Origin of the sequence: Petrotoga sibirica DSM 13575, from assembly GCF_002924625.1 — a bacterium.
Taxonomy (GTDB): Bacteria; Thermotogota; Thermotogae; order Petrotogales; family Petrotogaceae; genus Petrotoga; species Petrotoga sibirica.
The window spans coordinates 52664-73710 of the sequence record NZ_JAHC01000026.1; the positions used below are offsets into that span (position 1 = coordinate 52664).

Below are 21047 nucleotides of genomic sequence, written 5' to 3' on the forward strand. Positions count from 1 at the left end.
GCAGCCCACCCAGACTGAAACTAATCAACATCACCTAATATTTCACCGAAAGTTTTTAAAACCTCTTTTAAACCTTCTTTTGTTTTTGAAGAGAAAGGTAAATAAATATATTCGCCATAAGATGAAAAACTATTTTTTATTTCTTCAAAAAGTTTAGCTCTTTCAGATTTCTTTAATTTATCAGATTTTGTTAAGATAAACAAAAAAGGTGTGCCTAGATCTTTGAGCCATTCAACCATAGCATAATCCAATTTTTGAGGCATATGTCTATGATCAATAAGCACAGAAACAACATTCAAAGAAAATCTATTTTTAAAGTATTCGTTCATCAATATGTTCCATCTTTCTTTTTCTTGTTTTGAAACATTCGCAAAACCATACCCAGGTAGATCAACGAAATAATATTTGTTATTCACCAAATAGTAGTTGATGGATCTGGTTTTTCCTGGGGTAGAGCTCACTTTTGCTATTTTTATGCCTAAAATGGCATTCAAAAAGCTCGATTTTCCAACATTAGACCTTCCTGCAAAGGCGATTTCTTTTTTATCGGGTGGTGGGAGATCTTCAATGTTGTAAACGGTTTTTATTAATTGAGCTTTGTATACTTTCAAGATGTCAATGGTCCTCCTCTAAAGTTCTTTGATTTCAACTTTTGCTTCGTTAGGATCTATTATACCATAAGTTGCCTTCCCAGTTAGCCATCCAGAAAATTCTCCTGGGTTGAGTATAATAGTTTTACCGGTTTTTCTACTTACTATTTCATGGGTGTGACCGAAAAAGATGTAATCATAAATCCCAGAATTTTCAGCGGCAACTAAGGAATAAGGTTCGTGCATGAGGAATATCTTTTTACCATCTTTTTTTATGGTGATTGGTCCGTTTCTTATCTTTTTATTAGATTTTTCATAAAGTAATAACTTTTCTCCGTCGTTGTTACCAAAGACACCATAAAAGTCGATGTCATCATAGATTAGATACGGTAAAGTAAACGGAGCTACAAAATCTCCACAATGGAAGATAGTATCGATATTGTATTCTTGAATTAAATCTGGGATCTTTTTAAGTTTATCCATGTTGTCGTGAGAGTCAGATAATATTAACCACATTAGATCACCCCTTAGTTACCACTTTTTGTTAATCCACCTGATATAAACGACCTTGCCACTTTCAACGGATATTTCTATTTTATTTTCTGTAGCTTCGTTACTAATGCCTAAGGATTTAAAATCAGAGATATCTTTTTTGTTCAATGGATATTTGAATCCTTTAAGAGTCAGCCCTATAACGGGTTCTCCTATTCTTAAAATGGACCAACTTTCACCGATCTGGGCTTCTTCTTCTACTATTTTATTTACTATACCAATTTTAACGTCTTCTTCAAGAATAACAGGATTTAGATCTATGTATTCGGCTAGGAGGAATACACTTGCCATTTCTTGATCGATGCGATTACCCAAAACCCCTGATAAAATAACGTTTTTGTAGTGATTTTCTTTTAGAAATACTAAAGCCAATTCGGTGTCAATCTCATCTTTTTCTTTTGGATATTTCAATATCTCGGTGTTGTTATTTTCTGCCCACTGAAGGTCTTCAATAGAAGCAGAATCAAAATCTCCTATTAAATATTTTGGTGGTGAGTTTAACTTTTTGAAGATTTTGATTCCAGCATCACATGCGATTGTCAAGGTTGCCTTTTGTATCATTTTCATATAAAATCCCAACGAGCTTCTTTGTTCTGCTCCAGATATTATATAAACTATAGTTTTTTCGCCTCCCAAAATGATTTTAGGTTCATGAGTTTAATTGTTGAATTGTCTTATATAGATTGTCTGCAATTATTTTCGGAGTTAAAGAGTAATTTGTGTGCTCTAAGGATAGGTCTCTTGCAGTTTTATATACCACATAGCTTCCAATTATGCAAGCTTGCAACGTTGTTAAGCCTTGAGCAATATATGATCCGAGAACTCCTGATAATAAATCTCCCGATCCTCCCTTAGCTAGACTTGAATTCCCTGTTATGTTGAAATATGTTTTTTCGCCGTTTGTTATCAAGGTAGTTGATGATTTGAATACGATGGTACAATTCAATTCTTTTGCGTACTCTTCCAAACCAAACACATCATTTTTAACGTTTTTATAAACTTTTGATAGTTCTCCCACATGAGGAGTTATAACAAAATTTTTGTTTAATTTTACATCTTTCTCTTTTAAAATTGATAGAGCGTCTGCATCTAAAACGAACTTTTTGTCATCTTTGTAAGTGTTAACCAATTTTGTAACAAAGTCTTTTGCATTTTCAGTTATACCGGGACCCAAAACTATGACGTTAGATTTTTCGATTTCTTCCTTTAAATTGTCAACGTCTTTTTCTTCAAAATGTTCTTTTTTTAAGGATCTGTAGATTATAGATGGTTCAAGCGCTAAAACGTGTGATGAATCACCCGGTGTAATCAGCTTAACCATACCAGCCCCGGTTTTTTGGGCCCCGATAGCTGAAAGGATAGGGGCACCAGGGTATTTTTCACTACCGGCAAGTATCAAAACCGTTCCAAATTTGTACTTGTAAGAATCTTCAGGTCTGTTTGGGAGTAAGTTCTTAACGGTATTCTCTAGTATTAGTTCCCGATTTATTGAGTTTATCAACGAGTTGTCGAAAGATAGAGGTGCGACCTTTATTTCTCCACAATACTCTCTTGCGGGATAAAGCAGTTGGCCAATTTTTAAAAAGCCAAAGGTAACCGTTTGATCAGCCTCAACTGCGGTTCCCATCACTTCACCTGTGTCAGACGATATCCCTGATGGAACGTCGACTGACAATACCTTTGATCCCGAAGAGTTTATGCGTGTTATTGCTTGGGCAACATCACCTTTGACTTCTCCTGTCAAGCCTATACCTATTAATCCGTCTATTATGAGATCGTATTGAGAATAATTTATCTCATCAATGCGGGAACGATAAATATTAATTTCGTATTTTTTGGCGATTTCGAGTTGCTTTTTAAAGCCAGGACTTCCTTGAGTTGGATCGCCTACTATAAGTATTTCAACGTTGTAACCTCGATTTTTGAGAATTCTACCAGCTGCAATTCCATCACCTGCGTTGTTACCTTTTCCTACTACACAGAGAATGGAAGTAGGTTCAAAGGTTTCTGCTATATCTGCCACAGAAAAAGCCGCTTGTTCCATCAGCGTTTCTGAGGCTATTCCTTTCTCTATAGTCAATTTGTCTATTAATTTTGCCTGGGAGGAAGTAATTATCTTCAATTTATTCACCCCTAGATTTTTTATTTGTTCTCCATGTTCAATATCAAATCATTTTTTGAACACATTTCTTCGGTTTTTGGTCCGTAAGAAATGTAGTCAATATCAACTCCGATTTGTCCTTCAATATACGATAAATATTTTAAGAAATTAATATCGTTGGTATCTTTCCAACCATCCAATTCAGTATAAATAGGTTTGGCAACAAAAAAGTCATAAGAAGAAGATGGAGTATCTTTTGTTTTTCCGTTGACCTCATAATGTGTACAAACTTTTATCTTATCTAACCCGTTTAAAACATCTGCCTTGGTGATTACAAGCCCTGTTAACCCAGACCTTATTTTTGCGTATCTCAAGGCAGGGAGATCTAACCAACCAACCCTTCTTGGTCTTCCAGTTGTCGCCCCATATTCTTTTCCTAATTCCCTAATTTTGTCAGCTTCTTCTCCAAAAATTTCTGTTGGGAAAGGCCCCGATCCTACCCGTGTTGTGTAAGCTTTGAGTACGCCATAAACCTCATCTAGTTCGAACGTTGAAAAACCTACGGAGGAAACTCCATGAGCCATACAAGAAGACGATGTGACAAAAGGATAGGTGCCAAAATCCAAATCTAACAAAACACCTTGGGCTCCTTCAAACAGTACCGATGTACTTCTGAAAACATTCCCCATCTCTACCGCACTAGCGTAATTTATCTTCAATTTCTCCAATTCATTTTTGGTTTTCATTAAGTATTCAAACACATCATCTTTTGAAGTTTTTAATTTATTGCCATACTGAGTACTTTTTAGGTAGTATATATCTTCCAAACGTTCCTTAAGCATTTTTTCATCGAACAGATAGTAGAGTTTTATACCTTCCCTTGATACCTTATCGGTATAGGCAGGTCCAATTCCTCTTTTTGTTGTTCCTATAGGCTTTTTTCTCATACTTTCTATAATTTCGTCTTCTTCTTTGTGCCACGGAAGTACCAAAAAGGTTTCTAAATCAATGTAAAATTTAGAGGACATTCCAGGAAAATCTGCTTCTAGTATATTTAGTTCCTCTACTAGTTTTTCTAAATCTAAAACCATTCCCGCACCTAAAAAACCTTTAGATTGAGAATTGGGCATAATAGAAGGAAGCATGTGATTCACGTATTTTTTGCCTTTGTAATAAATGGTATGACCTGCGTTCGCTCCTCCTGAAAAGCGTACTATCCATTCAAACTTTTCTGAAAAGTAGTTAACAACCTTACCTTTACCTTCATCGCCCCATTGGGCACCCACAATCGACATCTTTTTCATCATTTTTGTACGATGATACGTACCTTCCTCCCTTCCAGTGATAAAAATTCGGTAACTTTTGTTTGCAGTAGTGTGCAAACGAAGTTTTTTTGCTGCTTCGTGCAAAACGTCTTTTTGTAATTGTTTTAGAGTAATTTCCATACCCTCATTTGCTTTTTTTGCAAAAAAGCTTTATTCGTAATGCTTTTGGGGCGATTTCCTAATCTTCATTTGATTCGCAAATGACACATGATTTTGGGGAGTTTAAGGGGTTCACCCCTTAATAATGATAGGTTTCATTGTGCAATATCTTATTAACTCTAAACAGTTGCTCTAAAAGGATCAATACGGCAAATTCGTGTGTGAAAGTTAGTTTGGATAAAGATAAAATAGAATCAGCGTTATTGTAAATTTTATCAGAATGGCCCAAAGGACCACCAACGATAAAATTTATGAATTTAGATCCCGATGAGCTTTTTATCTGTTCATAAAATTGGGAAAATTTTATAGAATCCATCTGTTCTCCTCTTTCATCCAATAAAACGTTGAAAGAATCCGGGAAATATTTTTCGAACTTTTTGAAATCTTTTTCTTTGTAAATTGAAGGAGGTGTCTTGTTTAAATCACCGGACAAAGGAAGTTGTATCAGTTCAATTTTTTCAAACTTCTTTATCCACTTTAAATATTGTTTGACTCCATCTATTATATATGGGCTTTTTAAAGGTCCAATAACTATGATTCTAGTCATTTTTCTTCATTTGGAATATATTTTGTTTTGGAGATCTCTGATTCGGTTAACAATTTTTCTTCTATTGTAAATAATTCTCCATCCAAATTACCTATTAAGTTTTTAAACGATTGTAAAAACAATTTTCCCGTTAAAGGAGATGGCAGGGATACTTTCTCTATTTCACATCCAAAGTGTTCTATTATCGCTTTAACTTTACTGTAAAGCAAATAGAGAGATACATCCCCCTCTTTTGCATTTAAAGTGAGACTGAATTTACCGCTTTGTTTTCTTTCTAAAAATACACTAGCAGGTAAATTCAAATCTATTTCTTGTTTTATTTGTTCTGCTAACCACTTGTCTAAAGTACTTATATGGAATTCCAAAGATATTAGAAAATCTCTGACTCCCATTACAGTTGCTCCCGCAGTGGGATGAGGGTGATTTGGACCAAAATCTGGTTCCCATTCAGGGAAAGACATTTTTTTCGCTAAGAACTCAAATTCACCTTTTCGCAAGGTGTTAATATTTCTACGGTATTCGTTTTTGGCGGATTTTTCGTATAGATATATAGGCAATTCAAAACTTTCAGAGATTTTTTTTGCTAATCTTTTTACAAGATTATTCGCCTCATCAAAGGTCGTTGATATTAGTGGAACAATTGGTATAACATCTACGGCACCTAATCTTGGATGATAACCACTATGATTTCTGAGATCTATATTTTCCACACATATTTTCACCATTTCAAATAAGAAAGCCTCAATTTCGTTTAATTCACCTACAACACTGATGAAGCTCCTATTGAAGTATTCATCACTTTTACAAGAGATAAACCAAATCTTATCATAATTCTCAGAAAGGTCTTTGATTTTGTTGATTAATTCTTTGTTTTTCCCTTCACTAATGTTTGGTAAGGTCTCTACGATTTTCATCATTGTTCACCTCGTAATGTTTTTTTCTACCATTAAACCTTTTGTTGCAATTCCCAATATTATAGAAAAAGTAACAAAAGAAGAACCCCCATTTGATAACAGGGGTAGAGGAATCCCTGTAATAGGTAACATGCCTAGATTCATTCCAATATTTTGAAAAATATGAAAAAAGAACAAAAATGCAGATCCAACATAAAAATACTTCCAAAAAAGGTCTTCGCTTTTTTTGTACCCTTCGTATAGTCTCCAAAGTATTGTTGAATAAAGTATTAGAATCAAGGTTACCCCCAAAAATCCAAACTCTTCTCCGATAACGGCAAAGATAAAATCTGTATGACTTTCAGGTACGAACCCACTCAAATTCATATATCCATTCATATATCCTACCCCTAACAGGCCACCAGAACCTATAGCTTTTATCGCCTGAGCGGTGTTATAATAATAACTTAGAGAGTAAGTTTGAGGAAAGAGAAAGCCTGTTATCCTTCCTTTTTGGTATTCTTGGAGGTTGTAAAAAATTATTGGACTGGCTATCAAAGCTAATCCTAAAGAATACTGCCATAATTTTTCGAACCTTCCTGAAACAAAAACTAGAGCAAACCACGTAAATAATACTATAATTGAAGTACTAAAATCCGGTTCTTTGTATATTAACGCTGTAGAAAAAAAAATCATCATTGATGCAAAGTAAAACCTTTTATTATCATTTTGAGAAAGAACGTAACTGAGATATAATAACAATACCAACTTAAATATTTCAGATGGTTGAAAACCTATAGGTCCCAGCCTTATCCATCTATTAGTCCCACTAACTGGTGTGGTGAAAAGTACCAAAACCAAGCTAAGAATTACTAAATAAAATAGAATAGGGGTATATTTCTTAATAAACCTTTCTGGAACGAAGATGGTAACGGCAAAAAAACCGGACCCTATAATAATCCACATCAATTGTTGATTTTCTATTCCCTCTAAAGGGCTATTGATTACTGCACTTTTAACGGATAAAAATCCTAGAATTGCCAACAACACGTAAGCGATAACAAGGATAAGTTCTATTTTTTTTATATATTCTCTTCTTTCACCTGTTAAATTTGTAATAGAAAAAGAATTCACTTAAAGTATCTCCCTTTACGAATTTCGATAAGAGCTTGCCTTTTATCAACATTATATTATATCATACTGATATATTAAAGAGTAAATTTAAAGCTTTTAAAGGTATAGAATCGGTGGGGAGCGTAGCGAAGGGGCGCTATCTAAAGAGTTTTTAAGAGGAGGAAAAGTCCAATAATGATAGGCGACAATTTAATTCTTTTGGATAAAGTAGATTCGACAAACAACTACATTAAAAAACACTGGAATGAACTACCATCAGAAACTGTAGTTTGGGCTTTGGAACAAACAGAAGGTTACGGAAGGAAAAACAGTAGGTGGTATTCCCCCTTGGGAGGTTTATGGTTTTCTGTGCTTTTTAAACCCCGTAAAAGACCTTTGATTCCATATTATTATTTGAGAATGTATTCTTTAGTAATTTACAACGTTTTGAAAAAAAAATATAAGTTGAACCCCGTCATTAAATGGCCTAACGATATTCTGATAAATTCTAAGAAGGTGTGTGGAATTTTAGGAGAAAGTGTTTATAATGGGGGTTCACCGGGTTGCGTCATAGTGGGAGTAGGAATAAACGTTAACAACGAATTACCTGAAGAAGTCTCCAATAGCTCAATTGCTTTAAAAGATCTCGTTGGCAAAGAAATTGCATTGAGAAAACTTTTGAATGAATTGAACCATGTTGCTTACCATTCATATTATCTAAAATACTTCAAACCCAAAGCGATTTCTGCTATAACAAAATTGTGGTTAAATCATTTGAATGTGAAAATAGGAGATAGGGTCCAAGTATCAACTGAAAATGATGGAACTCTTTATGGAAAAGTAAACGATATTCAGTCAGATTATTTAGAGATAATAGACGATAACGGGGAGATAAAAAAACTAAACTCTGGGGAATTAATTGTGCTATAATCTTTAAGTAAGGTGACAAACGGTTGATAGTTATGATACAATATATTTGTTGAACTTCAATCTGTAAAAATTAATCATAAAATTTAATAATAATTCTTTTTGGGGAATAAGTTTTGATTTTAAAAGAGTAACGATGCAGAGAGTAATTTTTATTTCTTTGGGGAGGTATACAATGGCGCTAAAAGTGCTTATTTCAGAAGAGGAGATACAAAAAAAGATTGAGGATTTGGCTAGCCAAATAGAAAATTATTATAAAAGTATAACTGATGAAATTGTTGCGGTATGTGTGTTAAAAGGATCTGTTAATTTCTTTAGTGATTTAGTAAAAAAGATACATTTAAACGTTAATTATAATTTCATACAGGTATCTAGTTACTCAGGGGATATAACTACAGGAAAAGTAAAGGTAAAAAGTTGGCTTGATGAGCCCCTTGAAAATAAGCATGTTTTAATAGTTGAAGACATTGTAGATACTGGAAACACGTTAAAATATATAGTAAAATATTTAGAGATGCAAAATCCCTCCTCTTTAGAAATTACATCAATAGTTGTAAAAACAATTCACGAACATGGAATTCAAGTAAGGTTTCCTGGATTTGAAATCGGAGATAAATTTGTGGTAGGATACGGATTGGATTATAATGAAAAATATAGAAACTTACCGTACATTGGATATATTGAATAAGGAGGCAAATGTAATATGGATATTGAACAGTACGTATCGAAAGTCAGAGAAGCAGCTAAGTATATTCAAGAAAAAACCATGAAAAAACCTAGAATCGCGATTATTTTGGGTTCTGGATTAGGGAAAATTTCTCAAAATTTAGAGGATCCTCTTTTAATCCCTTATTCTGATATCCCAAACTTCCCTAGCTCCACCGCTCCCGGCCATAAAGGTGAATTAATGATAGGGAGTTTGAGTGGTAAAGATACATTACTGATGAACGGAAGATTTCATTACTACGAAGGGTACACCATGAAAGAGGTAACCTTTCCAATTCGGGTAATGCAAGAATTAGGTATAGAAACTCTCATAGTGACTAATGCGGCAGGAACGTTAAACCCCGATTTTGAAGTTGGTGTGCCTTGCATAATTACAGATCATATCAATTTTTTTGGTGACAATCCATTGATTGGACCAAATTTCGATGATTGGGGTCCTAGATTTCCTGATATGACAGAAGTTTACTCGAAATCTTTGGTGCAAGAAACCTTTAAATCCGCTAAAAAACTAAATATTAAAGTATATTCTGGTGTTTATTTGGGTTTAAGTGGTCCTACATTTGAAACACCTGCTGAAATGGCTATGATGAGAAATTTTGGTGCTGATTTGGTAGGGATGTCGACTGTACCAGAGACTATTGTTGCAAAACATGCTGGTATGGACATTTTAGGTATCAGCGCTATAACAGATAAAGCTGTTCCTGAGCAACTGAAAGAAGTTAGTGCAGAAGAAGTTTTGAAGATTGCAGAAAAAACTGGACAAAGTATAGCAGATATCATAATGGACTTAATAGATATCTTTTAGAAGGTGTTTTATTGAAAGTTTTTGTTTCTTTAGTAACTTTTATATTTCTGCCGGTTTTTTTCTTTTCTTATTATGAAGTTTACGATTACTTTTTCATGAAACCGGATACTTATTTTGAATACAATTCAAATTCCACTGGGAAGTTTGGAATTGAGTTTTATTCTATTAACAAATATCCGATAATGGATTCAAATAAATTGTTAGAAAGTGTGTGGTCCCAACCGCGAACGTTGATAGGCGGGCAAATGATGGTAGAATCGTCTAATTATACGCATGCTATTTCGTCTTCTAAGGCGATGGGACTATTTCAATTGAAAAATCCGACGGCAGTGGATTTACACGTTTATAATTCATTTGATCCGTATGACAATCTAAAAGGGGCATTAGAATACCATGGTTATCTTCGGCGGCTTTTTGATGATGAAAGGTTGCAGATTATAGCATACCATGATGGACCTACCGCAGTTATGGCGGGGAAGGTGTCTCCTGCTGGTGAGACATACTACGAGAGGGTAAAAAGAGCCCAACGAAATTATTCTAACACAAAAATATATTCCCCTTATTTCGTAGGAGGTAGAGTGTCTTATTACTCAGAAGATGAAGAAGATAAAATATCTACGGAATTTAAAGGTGGATTTGCTTATAGGAAAGTTGAAATATACGGGAATGTTGGTTTAGAGCTTCCTTTAGAACAAATCCAAGAATTTGATTTCAGGGACATCCAAACAAATTATGGTTATACCTTTTTGTATGTACCTAGAACGAATTTAGGTTTTGGTATTGAAGGGAAAACCGTTCCTGAAGACCTTGTTTTGCGTATAGGTTTACCGTGGCAAAACTTTATTCTGAAAGGGCCGAAAAATCCTGAGTTAATTTATAAACACGAATTAACAAATAATTGGACCTCAAAAATATTAATACATACTGACAATTTGCTACTTTCCAGTTATTTTTCAATATACAACTTAGACCTTTTCGTTGGGTATGAAGTATATGAAAGTTCTATAAATTTAGGTTTTAGATTAGCCTTTTAAAAAGTTTTCAGGAAGGGATGGCTATATGGAAAAGTATTTGCAACAAATTAGAGATTGGTGGAAAAATCTAGAAGAAAGAAAAAAACGAAACTATATAGTTTTGTTTTTTTCTGTTATTGTGTTGATAATATTCTTTTCTATATTACTTTCAAGAAAAAGTTATGAGTTTTTTATCGGAGGTTTGGATCAAGCAAATGCTGGTAATATTGTAACAAAGTTCGAAGAAATGGGTATAGAATACAAAGTAGATGATTATGGTAATATTTTCGTTGCGAATCAGAATGTATCAGAACTGAGAATGAGATTAGCCAGCGAAGGCTCATTGGGTTACAAGCTTCAAGGTTATGAGCTTCTTCAGAATCAAGGTTTTGGAGCTACCAGTTACGATAAGCAGGTCAACTATCAGATAGCTTTGGAAGGAGAGTTATCTAGGAGTATAGCTTCTATACAATCGGTACAAAGCGCTCGCGTTCATTTGGTTATTCCTCCAAGGACTTACTACCAAGTTGGTGAAAGTCCAAAGCCTTCAGCCTCTGTTTTGCTAGTATTGAGACCTGGAATGAGTATAACTTCAAACCAAATTAAGGGGATAATTAATTTAGTAGCTGGAGCTGTAGCTGGGTTGCACCCAGAGAATGTAAAAGTAGTAGATAATTTTTCTAACGATTTGAGTGCTCAGGTTGCCGTGGGAGAAGATATTAGTAGTGCTGATACTAAATTTAAGTTAAAAACCGAAATTGAAAAATATTATAAGCAAAAAGTAGAAAGCGGCTTACAATCGGTTTTTGGTTTAGGAAATGTTGTTGTGGTTCCTGAAATAGAATTAAAATGGCAAAAAATAGAAGAAGAACAAAGAAAAGTCGAACCGGTTGTTGATGAAAATGGAATAATTTTAAGCCAGCAAACTAGGTCAGAACAAAGTAGTTCTTCTCCTTCAGGAGGAGTACCGGGTGTTGATTCGAACATCCCCCCCTATACTTATCAAACGCCTACAAGTACAGGAAATTATTACAGTAGCTCTGATGTTATTACCAACTACGATGTCAATGAGATTTATCAAAGGACGATTGAAGATAAAAGCGGGGAAATATCTAATAAGAGTGTTACGCTCTTTATCGATTTTCAAAACAGTAAAGTTGACGATAATCAAGAATTGAGGTCTCAAATCACAAAAGCAGTCTCAACAGCTGTTGGTGCACCTGAAAATAATATCTCTTTAGTTGATATACGGTTCAATAGAGATTTGGAAGCGATGAGAGCAAATATTGAATATCAATTACAACAGAGAAGACAAAGAATCGCGAATATTGTTATTGCTATAATTGTAATCGCATTCATTATGATGCTTATCATCCTTGTTGCTAGAGCTCTTAGAGTCAGAAAGGTTTCACAACTCGTCGAAGAAAGAAAGCGACAATTAGAATCAAGAGTTGAAGAAGCGATGAAAGAAAGAGGGGTAGAGGTTGAAGAAGTTTCACCTGAACAAGAAAGATTGAGAGAGATTGCAACTTGGGCGGAAAATAATCCAGATGAGGTTGCAGATATCATTAAATCTTGGCTTAAAACTCGTTAAAGGTTAAAAGGAGTTGTTTTAAATGGCTGAAAAGAGTAAAGAGTTAGATGGTTTAAAAAAATCTGCCATATTGTTGGTATTATTGGGGCCTGAGAAAGCGAGTAAAATATTAAAAAAGTTGGATGAAGAAGAGGTCGAACAGTTAACTTTAGAAATAGCAAATTTGGAAAAAATTGATGAAAAAACAAAAAAAACAGTTATGGACGAATTTGGAGAATATATAAAGGCGAAAGATTACATCAACACCGGTGGTGTTGAATATGCGAGAAATCTTCTGGAAAAAACTTTTGGACCAGAAAAAGCCATAGATATAATAGACAGATTGGTATCGAATTTGCAGGTAAAACCTTTTGAATTTTTAAAAAAAGTGGATGTTTCCCAGATGGTTAATGTGTTACAAAATGAACATCCACAAACGGTAGCACTGATCTTATGTTATCTTTCTCCTCAAGCAGCTTCTCAAGTTATTTCTGAACTGCCTGAATCTTTACAATTAGACGTGATAAAAAGAATTTCTACTATGGATTCTGCAAACCCCGATATCGTAAAAGAGATAGAAAGTAGGTTAAAGGATCGTCTTTCCGCTTTCACCGTTCAAACTTTTTCTCAGGTTGGTGGGATAGATGTTACCGCAGAAATAATGAATAATATTGATAGGGCGGTCAGCAATAAAATATTTGATAAACTTTCAGAAAGAGATCCAAAACTGTCCGATGAAATTAGAAGACGAATGTTTGTTTTTGAAGATATTGTCAAGTTGGACGATAGATCTATACAAAGAATACTTCGTGAGGTAGATAGTAAGGATTTAACAATGGCTTTAAAAGGTTCTAGCGAAGAAGTTAAAAATGTCATTTTTAAAAACATGTCCAAAAGGGCTTCACAGATTGTAAAAGAAGAATTAGATTTCATGGGACCTGTTAGAATTAGGGATGTAGATGAGGCTCAGCAAAGAATCATCAACGTAATCAGAAAACTTGAAGAGTCCGGTGAGATTATTATAGCTGGTGGTGGGGCAGGTGAAGAACTGATTGAATAAAAGAATTGTAAATAATAAATTTGTTGTGTTAGACAAAGCCTTTGAATTATCTGTAGAAGAGATAGAGCAAACACAATATGAAGAAAAAAAAAGAGAAAAGGATAAATTTAAAGATCAGATTGAAAAAAATGCTCAAAAAGAAGCTGAAAAAATAATTGAAAATGCTAAAATTACAAGCCAAAAAATCATTGAAAACGCAGAATTAGAAGCTCAAAAGGTAAAAGAAGAGCTAATTAAATACGTAGAAGATAAGAAGAAGGCCCTTGAAGAGGAGCTTAAAAAGGTTAGAACTCAAATTCAAAGGATTTCAAAAGAGTATGATATATATATTAAAGAGTTGTCACAGCAAAGCTTGGTTTTCTGTGAAAATACTATCAAAGCTGTTGTCGAAAGATATTTTAAAGAAAAGATTGACTTTCCTCAGTGGGTGGAAATTATTTTTCAGAATTTTGAAAAAAAACTTTCTTCGTTACAAAATTCCAAAATTAAAATAAGTCCTTCTTTTAATAAAGAATACGCCGATTTAATAAGAGAAAAGTTTTCTGACTTTTTTTACATCGTAGAAGATCCTTCTTTGAAAGATAACCAAATAGTTTTGGAAACAGAGCAAGGGATTTTCGATCTAACTCCTCAGACTTTTTTAGAAGACATTTTGAACATGTTGGAGGAAGCTTTAGATGAAAAAAAATAGTTTCGCCTCATCTTTAGCATATTTTACAGATAAATTAACAAACAGACCTTTATTTGAGCTGGAAGGTAAAATTAGTAGAATAATAGGTGTCACAATTGAATCAATTGGTCCCAGTGTAGCTTTAGGGGACCTGTGTAGGATAAAATTGAAAGATGGTTCAAAGATTTTTGCAGAGACCGTTGGTTTTTCTGATAATAAAGTACTGTTGATGCCACTAGAGGATGTAAGCGGAATCTATGTGGGAGCACCGGTAGAAAGAGTAGATAGTAAAATCAACGTGAAAATTAGCTCAGAACTCTTAGGACATGTGTTGGATGGTTTAGGAAGATCAATGGATGGTTCCAAAATAAAGAGCTATGAGAGTAAAAGTATATATAGAGCTGCGCCTAACCCTCTTTTAAGAAACAGGATTAAAGAACCTTTATCCGTAGGAGTGAAGGCGATTGATGGTTTTTTAACTCTTGGTAAAGGCCAAAGAATTGGAATAATGTCAGGAAGTGGCGTAGGGAAAAGTACTTTATTAGGAATGATCGCCAGAAACACGGAAGCAGATATAAACGTCATTGGGTTGATAGGAGAAAGAGGAAGAGAAGTTAAAGATTTTATTGAAAAAGATCTAGGGGAGGATGGACTAAAAAAATCTATTTTAATAGTTTCAACTTCAGATTCACCTGCTTTACTAAGAGTAAAAGCTCTTTACACAGCCACCACTATTTCAGAGTATTTTAGAGATTTAGGTTACAATGTTTTATTGATGGTAGATTCGATTACTAGATGGGCTATGGCACAGAGAGAAATAGGACTTTCCATTGGAGAACCACCAACCACCCGAGGATATACACCTAGCGTCTTTGCAAATATGCCGAAAATTTTAGAAAGAGCCGGGAACTCAGAAAAAGGAAGTATGACTGCAATCTATACAGTATTGGTTGAAGCCGATGATATGAACGATCCAATTGGTGACGCTGTAAGAAGTATAGTTGACGGTCATATTGTTCTTTCAAGAAGCCTCGCAGATTCTTCGCATTATCCCCCGATAGATATCCTTTCCAGTGTAAGTAGGTTGATGAAAGAAGTAGTAGATGAAAATCACCTTAAAGCAGCTATGTTTATTAAAGATATTTACGCTAGCTATGTCAACTCAAAGGATTTAATCGAAGTTGGTGCGTATAAGAAGGGGAGCAATAAAAAAGTAGATATAGCCTTGGAAGAAATAGAAAATATAAATAATTTTTTAATCCAGAGAATAGAAGAAAAAGCCCCATTTGAACAAACGTTGAAAAGGTTATTCGAAATATACCAAAAGTACAACTAGATTTAACTAAATAGCAGGAGGCAGAAAATATTGTTGAAAGCTGAATATGCCATCATCATCTATGTTATAATGATTGTTTTTTTCTTGCTTTTAATTCGAATGTTATCAAAAAGATATTTAAAACCTCCTAAATACAGGAAAGTTAAAGAAAGTATTTCAGCTTATTTGTACCTATTACCTTCTTTTGTAGTTCTGGGAATATTTGTTTTTTGGCCTATATTTTATTCCTTCTATCTGAGCTTTTTTAAGTGGGATTTTCAAAATCAAGATAATCCGATATTTATTGGGTTTCAAAATTATATAGAATTATTTAAATTAAATAGGCCTGTGAATATAACCTTCAACGAAGTATTTTTCAATACACTTCTAATATTCATGACCAATATTCTTATCATTCATTTAATCTTTGACCTAAAAAAGGTAAAGACTCCTAACCAAAAATATTTAGTTATTTCCATGAGTATATTGGGAATAATTTCTTTGTTAACTATTAATTCAATACAGTATCTGAATGTAATAAGCGCTTTAGTTCTTGTAGTTGTTTACACTATTTTGTTATCTTTGCGCTTTTTGGATCAAATGTCTAATAAGATTTTTCTCCGTATAATTTTGTTTATTGGATTATGGATAACCTTTTACTCATTAGGAGTACCGGAAATTATTAGGTTTTTGACTTTGGCAAAAGAACAGTCGTTGTTCATCAAGGCGATATGGAATACCACTTATTATGTTCTACTTTCCACACCTATAACCATTTTGTTTTCCTTGTTAATAGCCTTGTTATTGAATAGGAAATTATATGGCAAAACTGTTTTTAGAACAGTTTATTTTATTCCATTTGTTACTAGTGTCGTGGCAATTTCATTAGTATGGCAGTGGATATTCAATGACAATGGTTTATTAAACTATATTTTAACTCAAATTGGTTTCTCCAAAATTCCTTGGTTGAAGGATCAGAAGTTTACGATACCCACCGTCGCAATAATATCTATATGGAAAATGGTGGGATATTACGCGATAATCTTTTTGGCGGGTTTACAAAATATTGATAAAACTTACTATGAAGCAGCTGAAGTGGATGGAGCTACGCCCTTTCAAAAATTTCAGTTCATTACCTTACCTTTACTATCTCCAACAACTTTTTTTATAATCATAGTTGCAATGATTGGTGCATTTAAAGTCTTTGATGAGATTTTTATTCTGTATGTAGGTATACCTGGACCTTACAACAACAGTGGAATGACCATGGTTTACTACGTGTTTGATATGTTCTATGTTCAACAAAGGATGGGAAGAGCTAGTGCTGCTGCTTACGTGCTTTTTGGAATTATTCTATCGTTTACAATCCTTCAGATGAGAGGTAGCAGAAGAAGAATATATTACGATTCTTAAGGGAGGAAATTATACTTGAATTATTCAAAGTTTGTTAAAACCCTTTGGACTTTGATAGTTTACATACTGTTAGCTGGAAGCGCAATTGTTATGCTCTTGCCTTTTGCCTGGATGGTAATGACCTCTTTGAAAACAAGTAGTGAAATCAACTTGTGGCCTCCAACATGGACAACAAAAAATTTTCAGAATGAATGGGATTTAAATTTGAAATTAACTCCCTCAAAGCCTTCTCCAAGAACAGGCTTAGGTTTATCTGAATTTAGAATCTTATCAACCCAAGAGAGCTACAATCCATACAAATTGGTCTATGAAATAGATGGGGACTTCGTAAGTCGGGGAAGGGTCCAACTCTCTTTAAACAAAATCGATTACACTCACAAAACAAGTATCGAAGTTATGATGTCTGATATATACGATTATATTTCAAATATTGAATTAAGAGAAGATTTATCGAGCTTATTTGCTGTAGAAGATTATTCACTTGAAAACTTCGAAAGTATTTATTTTGGTCTTTTCTCCCAAGAGAACGGTTATTTTAAACAAACTACTACGATAAGAAGGACACAGCAAAGTATAAGCAAAGTTCAAAATTTTATAGATATAACCCTTGAAAGAAACATCAACCTTTTACCATATTTTAGAACGAATCCGAATATGACAGAAAGTCAAAAAGAAAATATTACAAGAAATAAAGAAATATTTTCTGATTATTTGGAAACAATAAAATCGAAAGTCAACGATTTGAATTCAAAACTATCTTCCTATCCAGCGGAGTTAAGAATAATTAGTGAATATGAGGTAGAACAAATAATTAATTTACTCGCTGATTTTTTATCTGAGATTCAAACTTTTGAAGATGGCATACTATCCAACACTAATACTTTGATCCAAAAAAATATTTACGAGCCTATTATGAAAGATATCAACACCTTAACTTTCTATATGTATTTTAAAGAAAAATATAGTGTGGAGCAAGATATTAAAGTTAAAGATGTGAACATAATATACGACGTTCCTACCAGAAAAACAAAGTATCAAAATATTATAAATGGAATACAGGATAGTGAATTTCCTGAGTCATTTAAACAAATTGTGATTTCATTGGCTAACGAAAGAGATATAGATAATTTGAATCAAGAAGTTGTTTCATATCTTGAGAACGCTTTCTTATATGATGTAAGAAATTCCTTAATAGAAGATCCTAGAAACCTTTCAAAATACACGCAAATCATCAGAACGTTATCAGTGAACCAGGCTACTCTTGAGCAAGCCCAGAAACTACTCCCTAATTCCGACTATAATTTTTTAATAGAACACGTTCAAGGAAAAGAAGAAGAGTTCTCTAGGATATTGGAAAAAAGAAAAGAATATGATAGAATATTAACAGAATTCAATAAGTTTTTTCTTGATACGATCTCCATAGTAAATATTGTTAACGCACCGTCCTTTGTTGATATGATTTTGTACAAAAACAATTCAAATATTGAAATATACACAGTAAACGTACCATCAATTTGGTTGGTTGATGATGTGCCATCTGGAAAAGTTGAATATTCTTTTAATCAGGTATTAGGGAATATATTTCAAAATTATGTGGATGCATGGAATGCTGCCCCGTTTTCTCGATACTATATAAATACTATTTTCGTTGCTCTAGTAACTACGATTTTAGAAATAATATTCGCCTCGATGGCTGCATTTGCATTTTCGAAACTTAATTTTTGGGGAAAGGACTTTATTTTTATAACTTTTTTAGCCACTATGATGATACCTGGAGAGGTCCTATTAGTACCAAATTATATAACTATTAGTAGATTTTCTTGGATAGACAGTTATTATGCTTTGATCATCCCGTGGGTGATTAGTGTTTTTGCCATATTTTTGATCAGACAACAGTTTATGACTGTCCCAAACGAGTTATGGGACGCTGCTAAGATAGACGGATCTTCAAGTTGGAGATTCTTATGGACGGTTATGGTCCCACTTAGTAAACCTGCAATTTTAACAGGTGCGCTGTTAAAATTTGTAGGAAGCTGGAACGCCTTTTTATGGGTTTTGATCGTGACCAAAAGTCCTGAAATGAGAACACTTTCAGTGGGACTGCAAAATTTTAGAACTGATGCGGGAGAGATCTATAATCTTTTAATGGCAGCATCTACCTTTACTATGATTCCTATAGTAATTTTGTTTATATTTTTGCAAAGATATTTCATAGAAGGTATCGCAAGAACTGGATTGAAAGGTTAAATATCAGATTCAACTTAGGAAGTGAGTATAATTCCATTTATTGAATTAGATAGAAGCAAAAGTAAGAAAAGACAATTGCGTGATCATAAAAAACTAAATATTTCTTTTATTTTGCGACTTTTATTTTTAAGCGCCATAATATTCATGTTGGGATTCGTCTCTTTTCAAATATATAGGCAAATAGATTTGTATTACAATTTAAAAGAACAGTACAATGAAATCGAAAAAAGAAAAAAAGAACTGAATGATGAAATCCTGAAGAGAAACCAAGTCCTATTGGACTTAAAAAATCGATTAGCTGACGAAGGAGTTATAATAAATGGTGAAGAATTCCAGCAAATGGATCTTTACAACTTCCCATAAGCCAAATAAAAATCAAATAGAAAAAGCACTGCAACTAGCCAACAAATACGGTGGTGTTTACCTAGAAAGAAATAAGCTCCAGATGAACAAAGAAAACTTTTATTTTGTAATAGATAAGAAACTATCGCTAAGCTTTCAATGGGAGGATGGAAAATTATTTTTCCATCCGTCTGTTTCCAAAATAAGATTAAACAATTATTTAAAGAACGGAATTGATTATTTAATAAACGCTGTGTCCCCACAAAAAAGCGATATTATACTTGATTTAACTCTCGGACTTGGAAGTGATGCTTTACTATTGTCTCATTTTTGTAAAGAAGTAGTAGGTTTAGAGGCTTCTTTTCCTATATATGCGGTTGTTGTAGAAAATATAACAAACTACGATTATAAAGAAAACTGGATGAAAGAAGCTTCAAAAAAGATTGAAGTTATCAATTCTGATTTTAAAAATTTTTTAAACGAGCAAAAAGAAGAAAGTTATGACGTTGTTTATTGTGATCCTATGTTCGAGAATCCTCAGTACAAATCAAGCTCTATCAATCCTTTGAGGAAATTTGCTCGATATGACAAAATTACAAAAGTAGATTTAGAAAAGATGGTCAAAATAGCTAAGAAAAAAGTAGTAATCAAAGCACGTTCTAATGACAGTGTATGGGATTTGTACAACTTCGATAAAAAAAATGGAAGTAAAAAAAGCGGAGTATTTTTCGGAGTGATTGAAAAGTGAACAAAGTTTTAGTTATAGCGGGTCCTACAGCTGTTGGAAAAACAGAGATATCCGTTGAAATAGCCAAGAGAATTAATGGCGAAATAATTTGTATGGACTCTAGGCAAATTTATAGTCATCTAATAATCGGTACCGCTGTGCCTGATGAAGAAACAAAAAAAATGGTCCCACATCACTTATTTAGTTCAATAGATCCACGTATACATTTTACAGCTTTTGATTATAAAAAAATAGCAGAGAAACAGATTAGTGAAGTTCTAAAAAGAGGTAATACACCAATTTTAGTCGGAGGAACAGGCCTATACCTTGATGCTTTGAGGAAAGGGTTTTTAAATGTAAAATCTGACTATGGTTTAAGGACTTATTTAAGAAAATTAGAAAAAAATAATCCTGGCGTGTTGAGAAAAATATTGGTAGATTTGGATCCACAAAGAGCTCTAAAAATTCATCCAAACGATTTAAAAAGAATCATTAGAGCCATTGAGATTTACATTATAACCGGTATTAAAATGGGGGATATTGTAAAAGAAAATAGGCAAAGTAACAATTCTTTTGATTATCATATAATCATACTAGATAGGGAAAGGCAAGAATTACATGAAAGGATAAATAAAAGAGTCCACCAAATGATAGATGAAGGCCTGATAGATGAGGTACGAAATCTCTTGTCTTTAGGATATTCTACCACTCTTAACGCTTTAAACACCATAGGTTATAAAGAAGTGATACACTATCTATATGCGAAAATCGATTTTAATGAAATGATTCATCAAATAAAAGTGAACACTCGTAACTATGCCAGAAGGCAGATTATATACTTTCGTAAGATTGAATCTGCAAAATGGATTAATTTGAGCCAAACAACTCAAGAAGATGTAGTAGATCAAATATTATGTGAATTTATTTAAATTTTTCTTATACGAGGGGT

At 33.5% G+C, this 21047-nt stretch carries 21 protein-coding genes; 13 read left to right on the forward strand and 8 right to left on the reverse strand.

Annotated elements, in window-relative coordinates; all coding sequences use genetic code 11:
- Window positions 1–20 precede the first annotated feature (20 nt).
- From yihA to AA80_RS06815, 8 genes are all read right to left on the reverse strand, one after another.
- Window positions 21–611 (reverse strand): ribosome biogenesis GTP-binding protein YihA/YsxC, encoded by a 591-nt coding sequence (gene yihA, locus AA80_RS06780; RefSeq protein ID WP_103877034.1) that lies wholly within the window; start codon window positions 609–611, stop codon window positions 21–23.
- 18 nt (window positions 612–629) lie between these two features.
- Window positions 630–1106: a metallophosphoesterase gene (locus tag AA80_RS06785; RefSeq protein ID WP_103877035.1), complete on the reverse strand. Its 477-nt coding sequence runs from the start codon at window positions 1104–1106 to the stop codon at window positions 630–632.
- 15 nt (window positions 1107–1121) lie between these two features.
- A complete protein-coding gene (locus AA80_RS06790) occupies window positions 1122–1778 on the reverse strand; it encodes a thiamine diphosphokinase (protein WP_103877036.1) in 657 nt (218 codons plus the stop codon).
- Between the two features lie 13 nt (window positions 1779–1791).
- Window positions 1792–3264 carry an NAD(P)H-hydrate dehydratase gene (locus AA80_RS06795; protein ID WP_134080033.1) on the reverse strand — a complete coding sequence of 491 codons (1473 nt, stop codon included), beginning with the start codon at window positions 3262–3264 and terminating at the stop codon, window positions 1792–1794.
- A gap of 20 nt (window positions 3265–3284) precedes the next feature.
- Window positions 3285–4547 carry an adenylosuccinate synthase gene (locus AA80_RS06800; RefSeq protein ID WP_103877062.1) on the reverse strand — a complete coding sequence of 421 codons (1263 nt, stop codon included), beginning with the start codon at window positions 4545–4547 and terminating at the stop codon, window positions 3285–3287.
- 259 nt (window positions 4548–4806) lie between these two features.
- Window positions 4807–5274 (reverse strand): 23S rRNA (pseudouridine(1915)-N(3))-methyltransferase RlmH, encoded by a 468-nt coding sequence (locus tag AA80_RS06805; RefSeq protein ID WP_103877038.1) that lies wholly within the window; start codon window positions 5272–5274, stop codon window positions 4807–4809.
- Window positions 5271–6191 (reverse strand): glutamate formiminotransferase, encoded by a 921-nt coding sequence (locus AA80_RS06810; protein ID WP_103877039.1) that lies wholly within the window; start codon window positions 6189–6191, stop codon window positions 5271–5273. The genes AA80_RS06805 and AA80_RS06810 overlap by 4 nt, the downstream gene beginning before the upstream one ends.
- Before the next feature lie 3 nt (window positions 6192–6194).
- Window positions 6195–7301 carry an FtsW/RodA/SpoVE family cell cycle protein gene (locus AA80_RS06815; RefSeq protein ID WP_103877040.1) on the reverse strand — a complete coding sequence of 369 codons (1107 nt, stop codon included), beginning with the start codon at window positions 7299–7301 and terminating at the stop codon, window positions 6195–6197.
- A gap of 174 nt (window positions 7302–7475) precedes the next feature.
- On the opposite strand from AA80_RS06815, the gene AA80_RS06820 reads away from it, so the two are divergent.
- The 13 genes from AA80_RS06820 (at window position 7476) to miaA (ending at window position 21027) form a co-directional block, all read left to right on the forward strand.
- Window positions 7476–8210, forward strand: a complete 735-nt coding sequence (locus tag AA80_RS06820; protein WP_103877041.1) for a biotin--[acetyl-CoA-carboxylase] ligase — start codon at window positions 7476–7478, stop codon at window positions 8208–8210.
- A 172-nt stretch (window positions 8211–8382) separates the two neighbouring features.
- Entirely contained in the window at window positions 8383–8895 is a 513-nt protein-coding gene (gene hpt / locus AA80_RS06825; protein WP_103877042.1) for a hypoxanthine phosphoribosyltransferase, read from the forward strand.
- Window positions 8896–8910: 15 nt separating this feature from the next.
- Window positions 8911–9738 carry a purine-nucleoside phosphorylase gene (locus AA80_RS06830; RefSeq protein ID WP_103877043.1) on the forward strand — a complete coding sequence of 276 codons (828 nt, stop codon included), beginning with the start codon at window positions 8911–8913 and terminating at the stop codon, window positions 9736–9738.
- An 11-nt stretch (window positions 9739–9749) separates the two neighbouring features.
- Complete coding sequence (locus AA80_RS06835; protein ID WP_103877044.1) at window positions 9750–10772, forward strand: lytic transglycosylase domain-containing protein; 1023 nt, start codon at window positions 9750–9752, stop codon at window positions 10770–10772.
- Window positions 10773–10797: 25 nt separating this feature from the next.
- Complete coding sequence (gene fliF / locus AA80_RS06840) at window positions 10798–12345, forward strand: flagellar basal-body MS-ring/collar protein FliF (protein WP_103877045.1); 1548 nt, start codon at window positions 10798–10800, stop codon at window positions 12343–12345.
- 22 nt (window positions 12346–12367) lie between these two features.
- Window positions 12368–13384, forward strand: coding sequence for a flagellar motor switch protein FliG (fliG, locus tag AA80_RS06845; RefSeq protein ID WP_103877046.1), 1017 nt, complete (start codon window positions 12368–12370; stop codon window positions 13382–13384).
- Window positions 13377–14075 carry a FliH/SctL family protein gene (locus AA80_RS06850; protein ID WP_103877047.1) on the forward strand — a complete coding sequence of 233 codons (699 nt, stop codon included), beginning with the start codon at window positions 13377–13379 and terminating at the stop codon, window positions 14073–14075. The genes fliG and AA80_RS06850 overlap by 8 nt, the downstream gene beginning before the upstream one ends.
- On the forward strand, window positions 14062–15390 hold the full coding sequence (locus AA80_RS06855) for a FliI/YscN family ATPase (RefSeq protein WP_103877048.1): 1329 nt from the start codon (window positions 14062–14064) through the stop codon (window positions 15388–15390). Before AA80_RS06850 ends, AA80_RS06855 begins: the two co-directional genes overlap by 14 nt.
- A 30-nt stretch (window positions 15391–15420) precedes the next feature.
- Window positions 15421–16782: a carbohydrate ABC transporter permease gene (locus AA80_RS06860; RefSeq protein WP_103877049.1), complete on the forward strand. Its 1362-nt coding sequence runs from the start codon at window positions 15421–15423 to the stop codon at window positions 16780–16782.
- Window positions 16783–16797: 15 nt separating this feature from the next.
- Window positions 16798–19029 carry a carbohydrate ABC transporter permease gene (locus tag AA80_RS10185; RefSeq protein WP_208317040.1) on the forward strand — a complete coding sequence of 744 codons (2232 nt, stop codon included), beginning with the start codon at window positions 16798–16800 and terminating at the stop codon, window positions 19027–19029.
- Between the two features lie 75 nt (window positions 19030–19104).
- Window positions 19105–19392, forward strand: coding sequence for a hypothetical protein (locus tag AA80_RS06870; protein ID WP_146048835.1), 288 nt, complete (start codon window positions 19105–19107; stop codon window positions 19390–19392).
- Complete coding sequence (locus tag AA80_RS06875) at window positions 19349–20119, forward strand: class I SAM-dependent methyltransferase (RefSeq protein WP_103877051.1); 771 nt, start codon at window positions 19349–19351, stop codon at window positions 20117–20119. The genes AA80_RS06870 and AA80_RS06875 overlap by 44 nt, the downstream gene beginning before the upstream one ends.
- Window positions 20116–21027, forward strand: a complete 912-nt coding sequence (miaA, locus tag AA80_RS06880) for a tRNA (adenosine(37)-N6)-dimethylallyltransferase MiaA (protein WP_103877052.1) — start codon at window positions 20116–20118, stop codon at window positions 21025–21027. The genes AA80_RS06875 and miaA overlap by 4 nt, the downstream gene beginning before the upstream one ends.
- The last annotated feature ends 20 nt before the right edge of the window (window positions 21028–21047 follow it).

What these genes read in the sequence shown, in the direction of transcription:
- AA80_RS06875 (WP_103877051.1), top strand. Translation starts at nt 19,349, where the DNA reads ATGGTGAAGAATTCCAGCAAATGGATCTTTACAACTTCCCATAAGCCA.
- hpt (WP_103877042.1), top strand. Translation starts at nt 8,383, where the DNA reads ATGGCGCTAAAAGTGCTTATTTCAGAAGAGGAGATACAAAAAAAGATT.
- fliG (WP_103877046.1), top strand. Translation starts at nt 12,368, where the DNA reads ATGGCTGAAAAGAGTAAAGAGTTAGATGGTTTAAAAAAATCTGCCATA.
- fliF (WP_103877045.1), top strand. Translation starts at nt 10,798, where the DNA reads ATGGAAAAGTATTTGCAACAAATTAGAGATTGGTGGAAAAATCTAGAA.
- AA80_RS06805 (WP_103877038.1), bottom strand. Translation starts at nt 5,274, where the DNA reads ATGACTAGAATCATAGTTATTGGACCTTTAAAAAGCCCATATATAATA.
- AA80_RS06785 (WP_103877035.1), bottom strand. Translation starts at nt 1,106, where the DNA reads ATGTGGTTAATATTATCTGACTCTCACGACAACATGGATAAACTTAAA.
- AA80_RS06820 (WP_103877041.1), top strand. Translation starts at nt 7,476, where the DNA reads ATGATAGGCGACAATTTAATTCTTTTGGATAAAGTAGATTCGACAAAC.
- AA80_RS06800 (WP_103877062.1), bottom strand. Translation starts at nt 4,547, where the DNA reads ATGAAAAAGATGTCGATTGTGGGTGCCCAATGGGGCGATGAAGGTAAA.
- AA80_RS06810 (WP_103877039.1), bottom strand. Translation starts at nt 6,191, where the DNA reads ATGATGAAAATCGTAGAGACCTTACCAAACATTAGTGAAGGGAAAAAC.
- AA80_RS06830 (WP_103877043.1), top strand. Translation starts at nt 8,911, where the DNA reads ATGGATATTGAACAGTACGTATCGAAAGTCAGAGAAGCAGCTAAGTAT.
- AA80_RS06855 (WP_103877048.1), top strand. Translation starts at nt 14,062, where the DNA reads ATGAAAAAAAATAGTTTCGCCTCATCTTTAGCATATTTTACAGATAAA.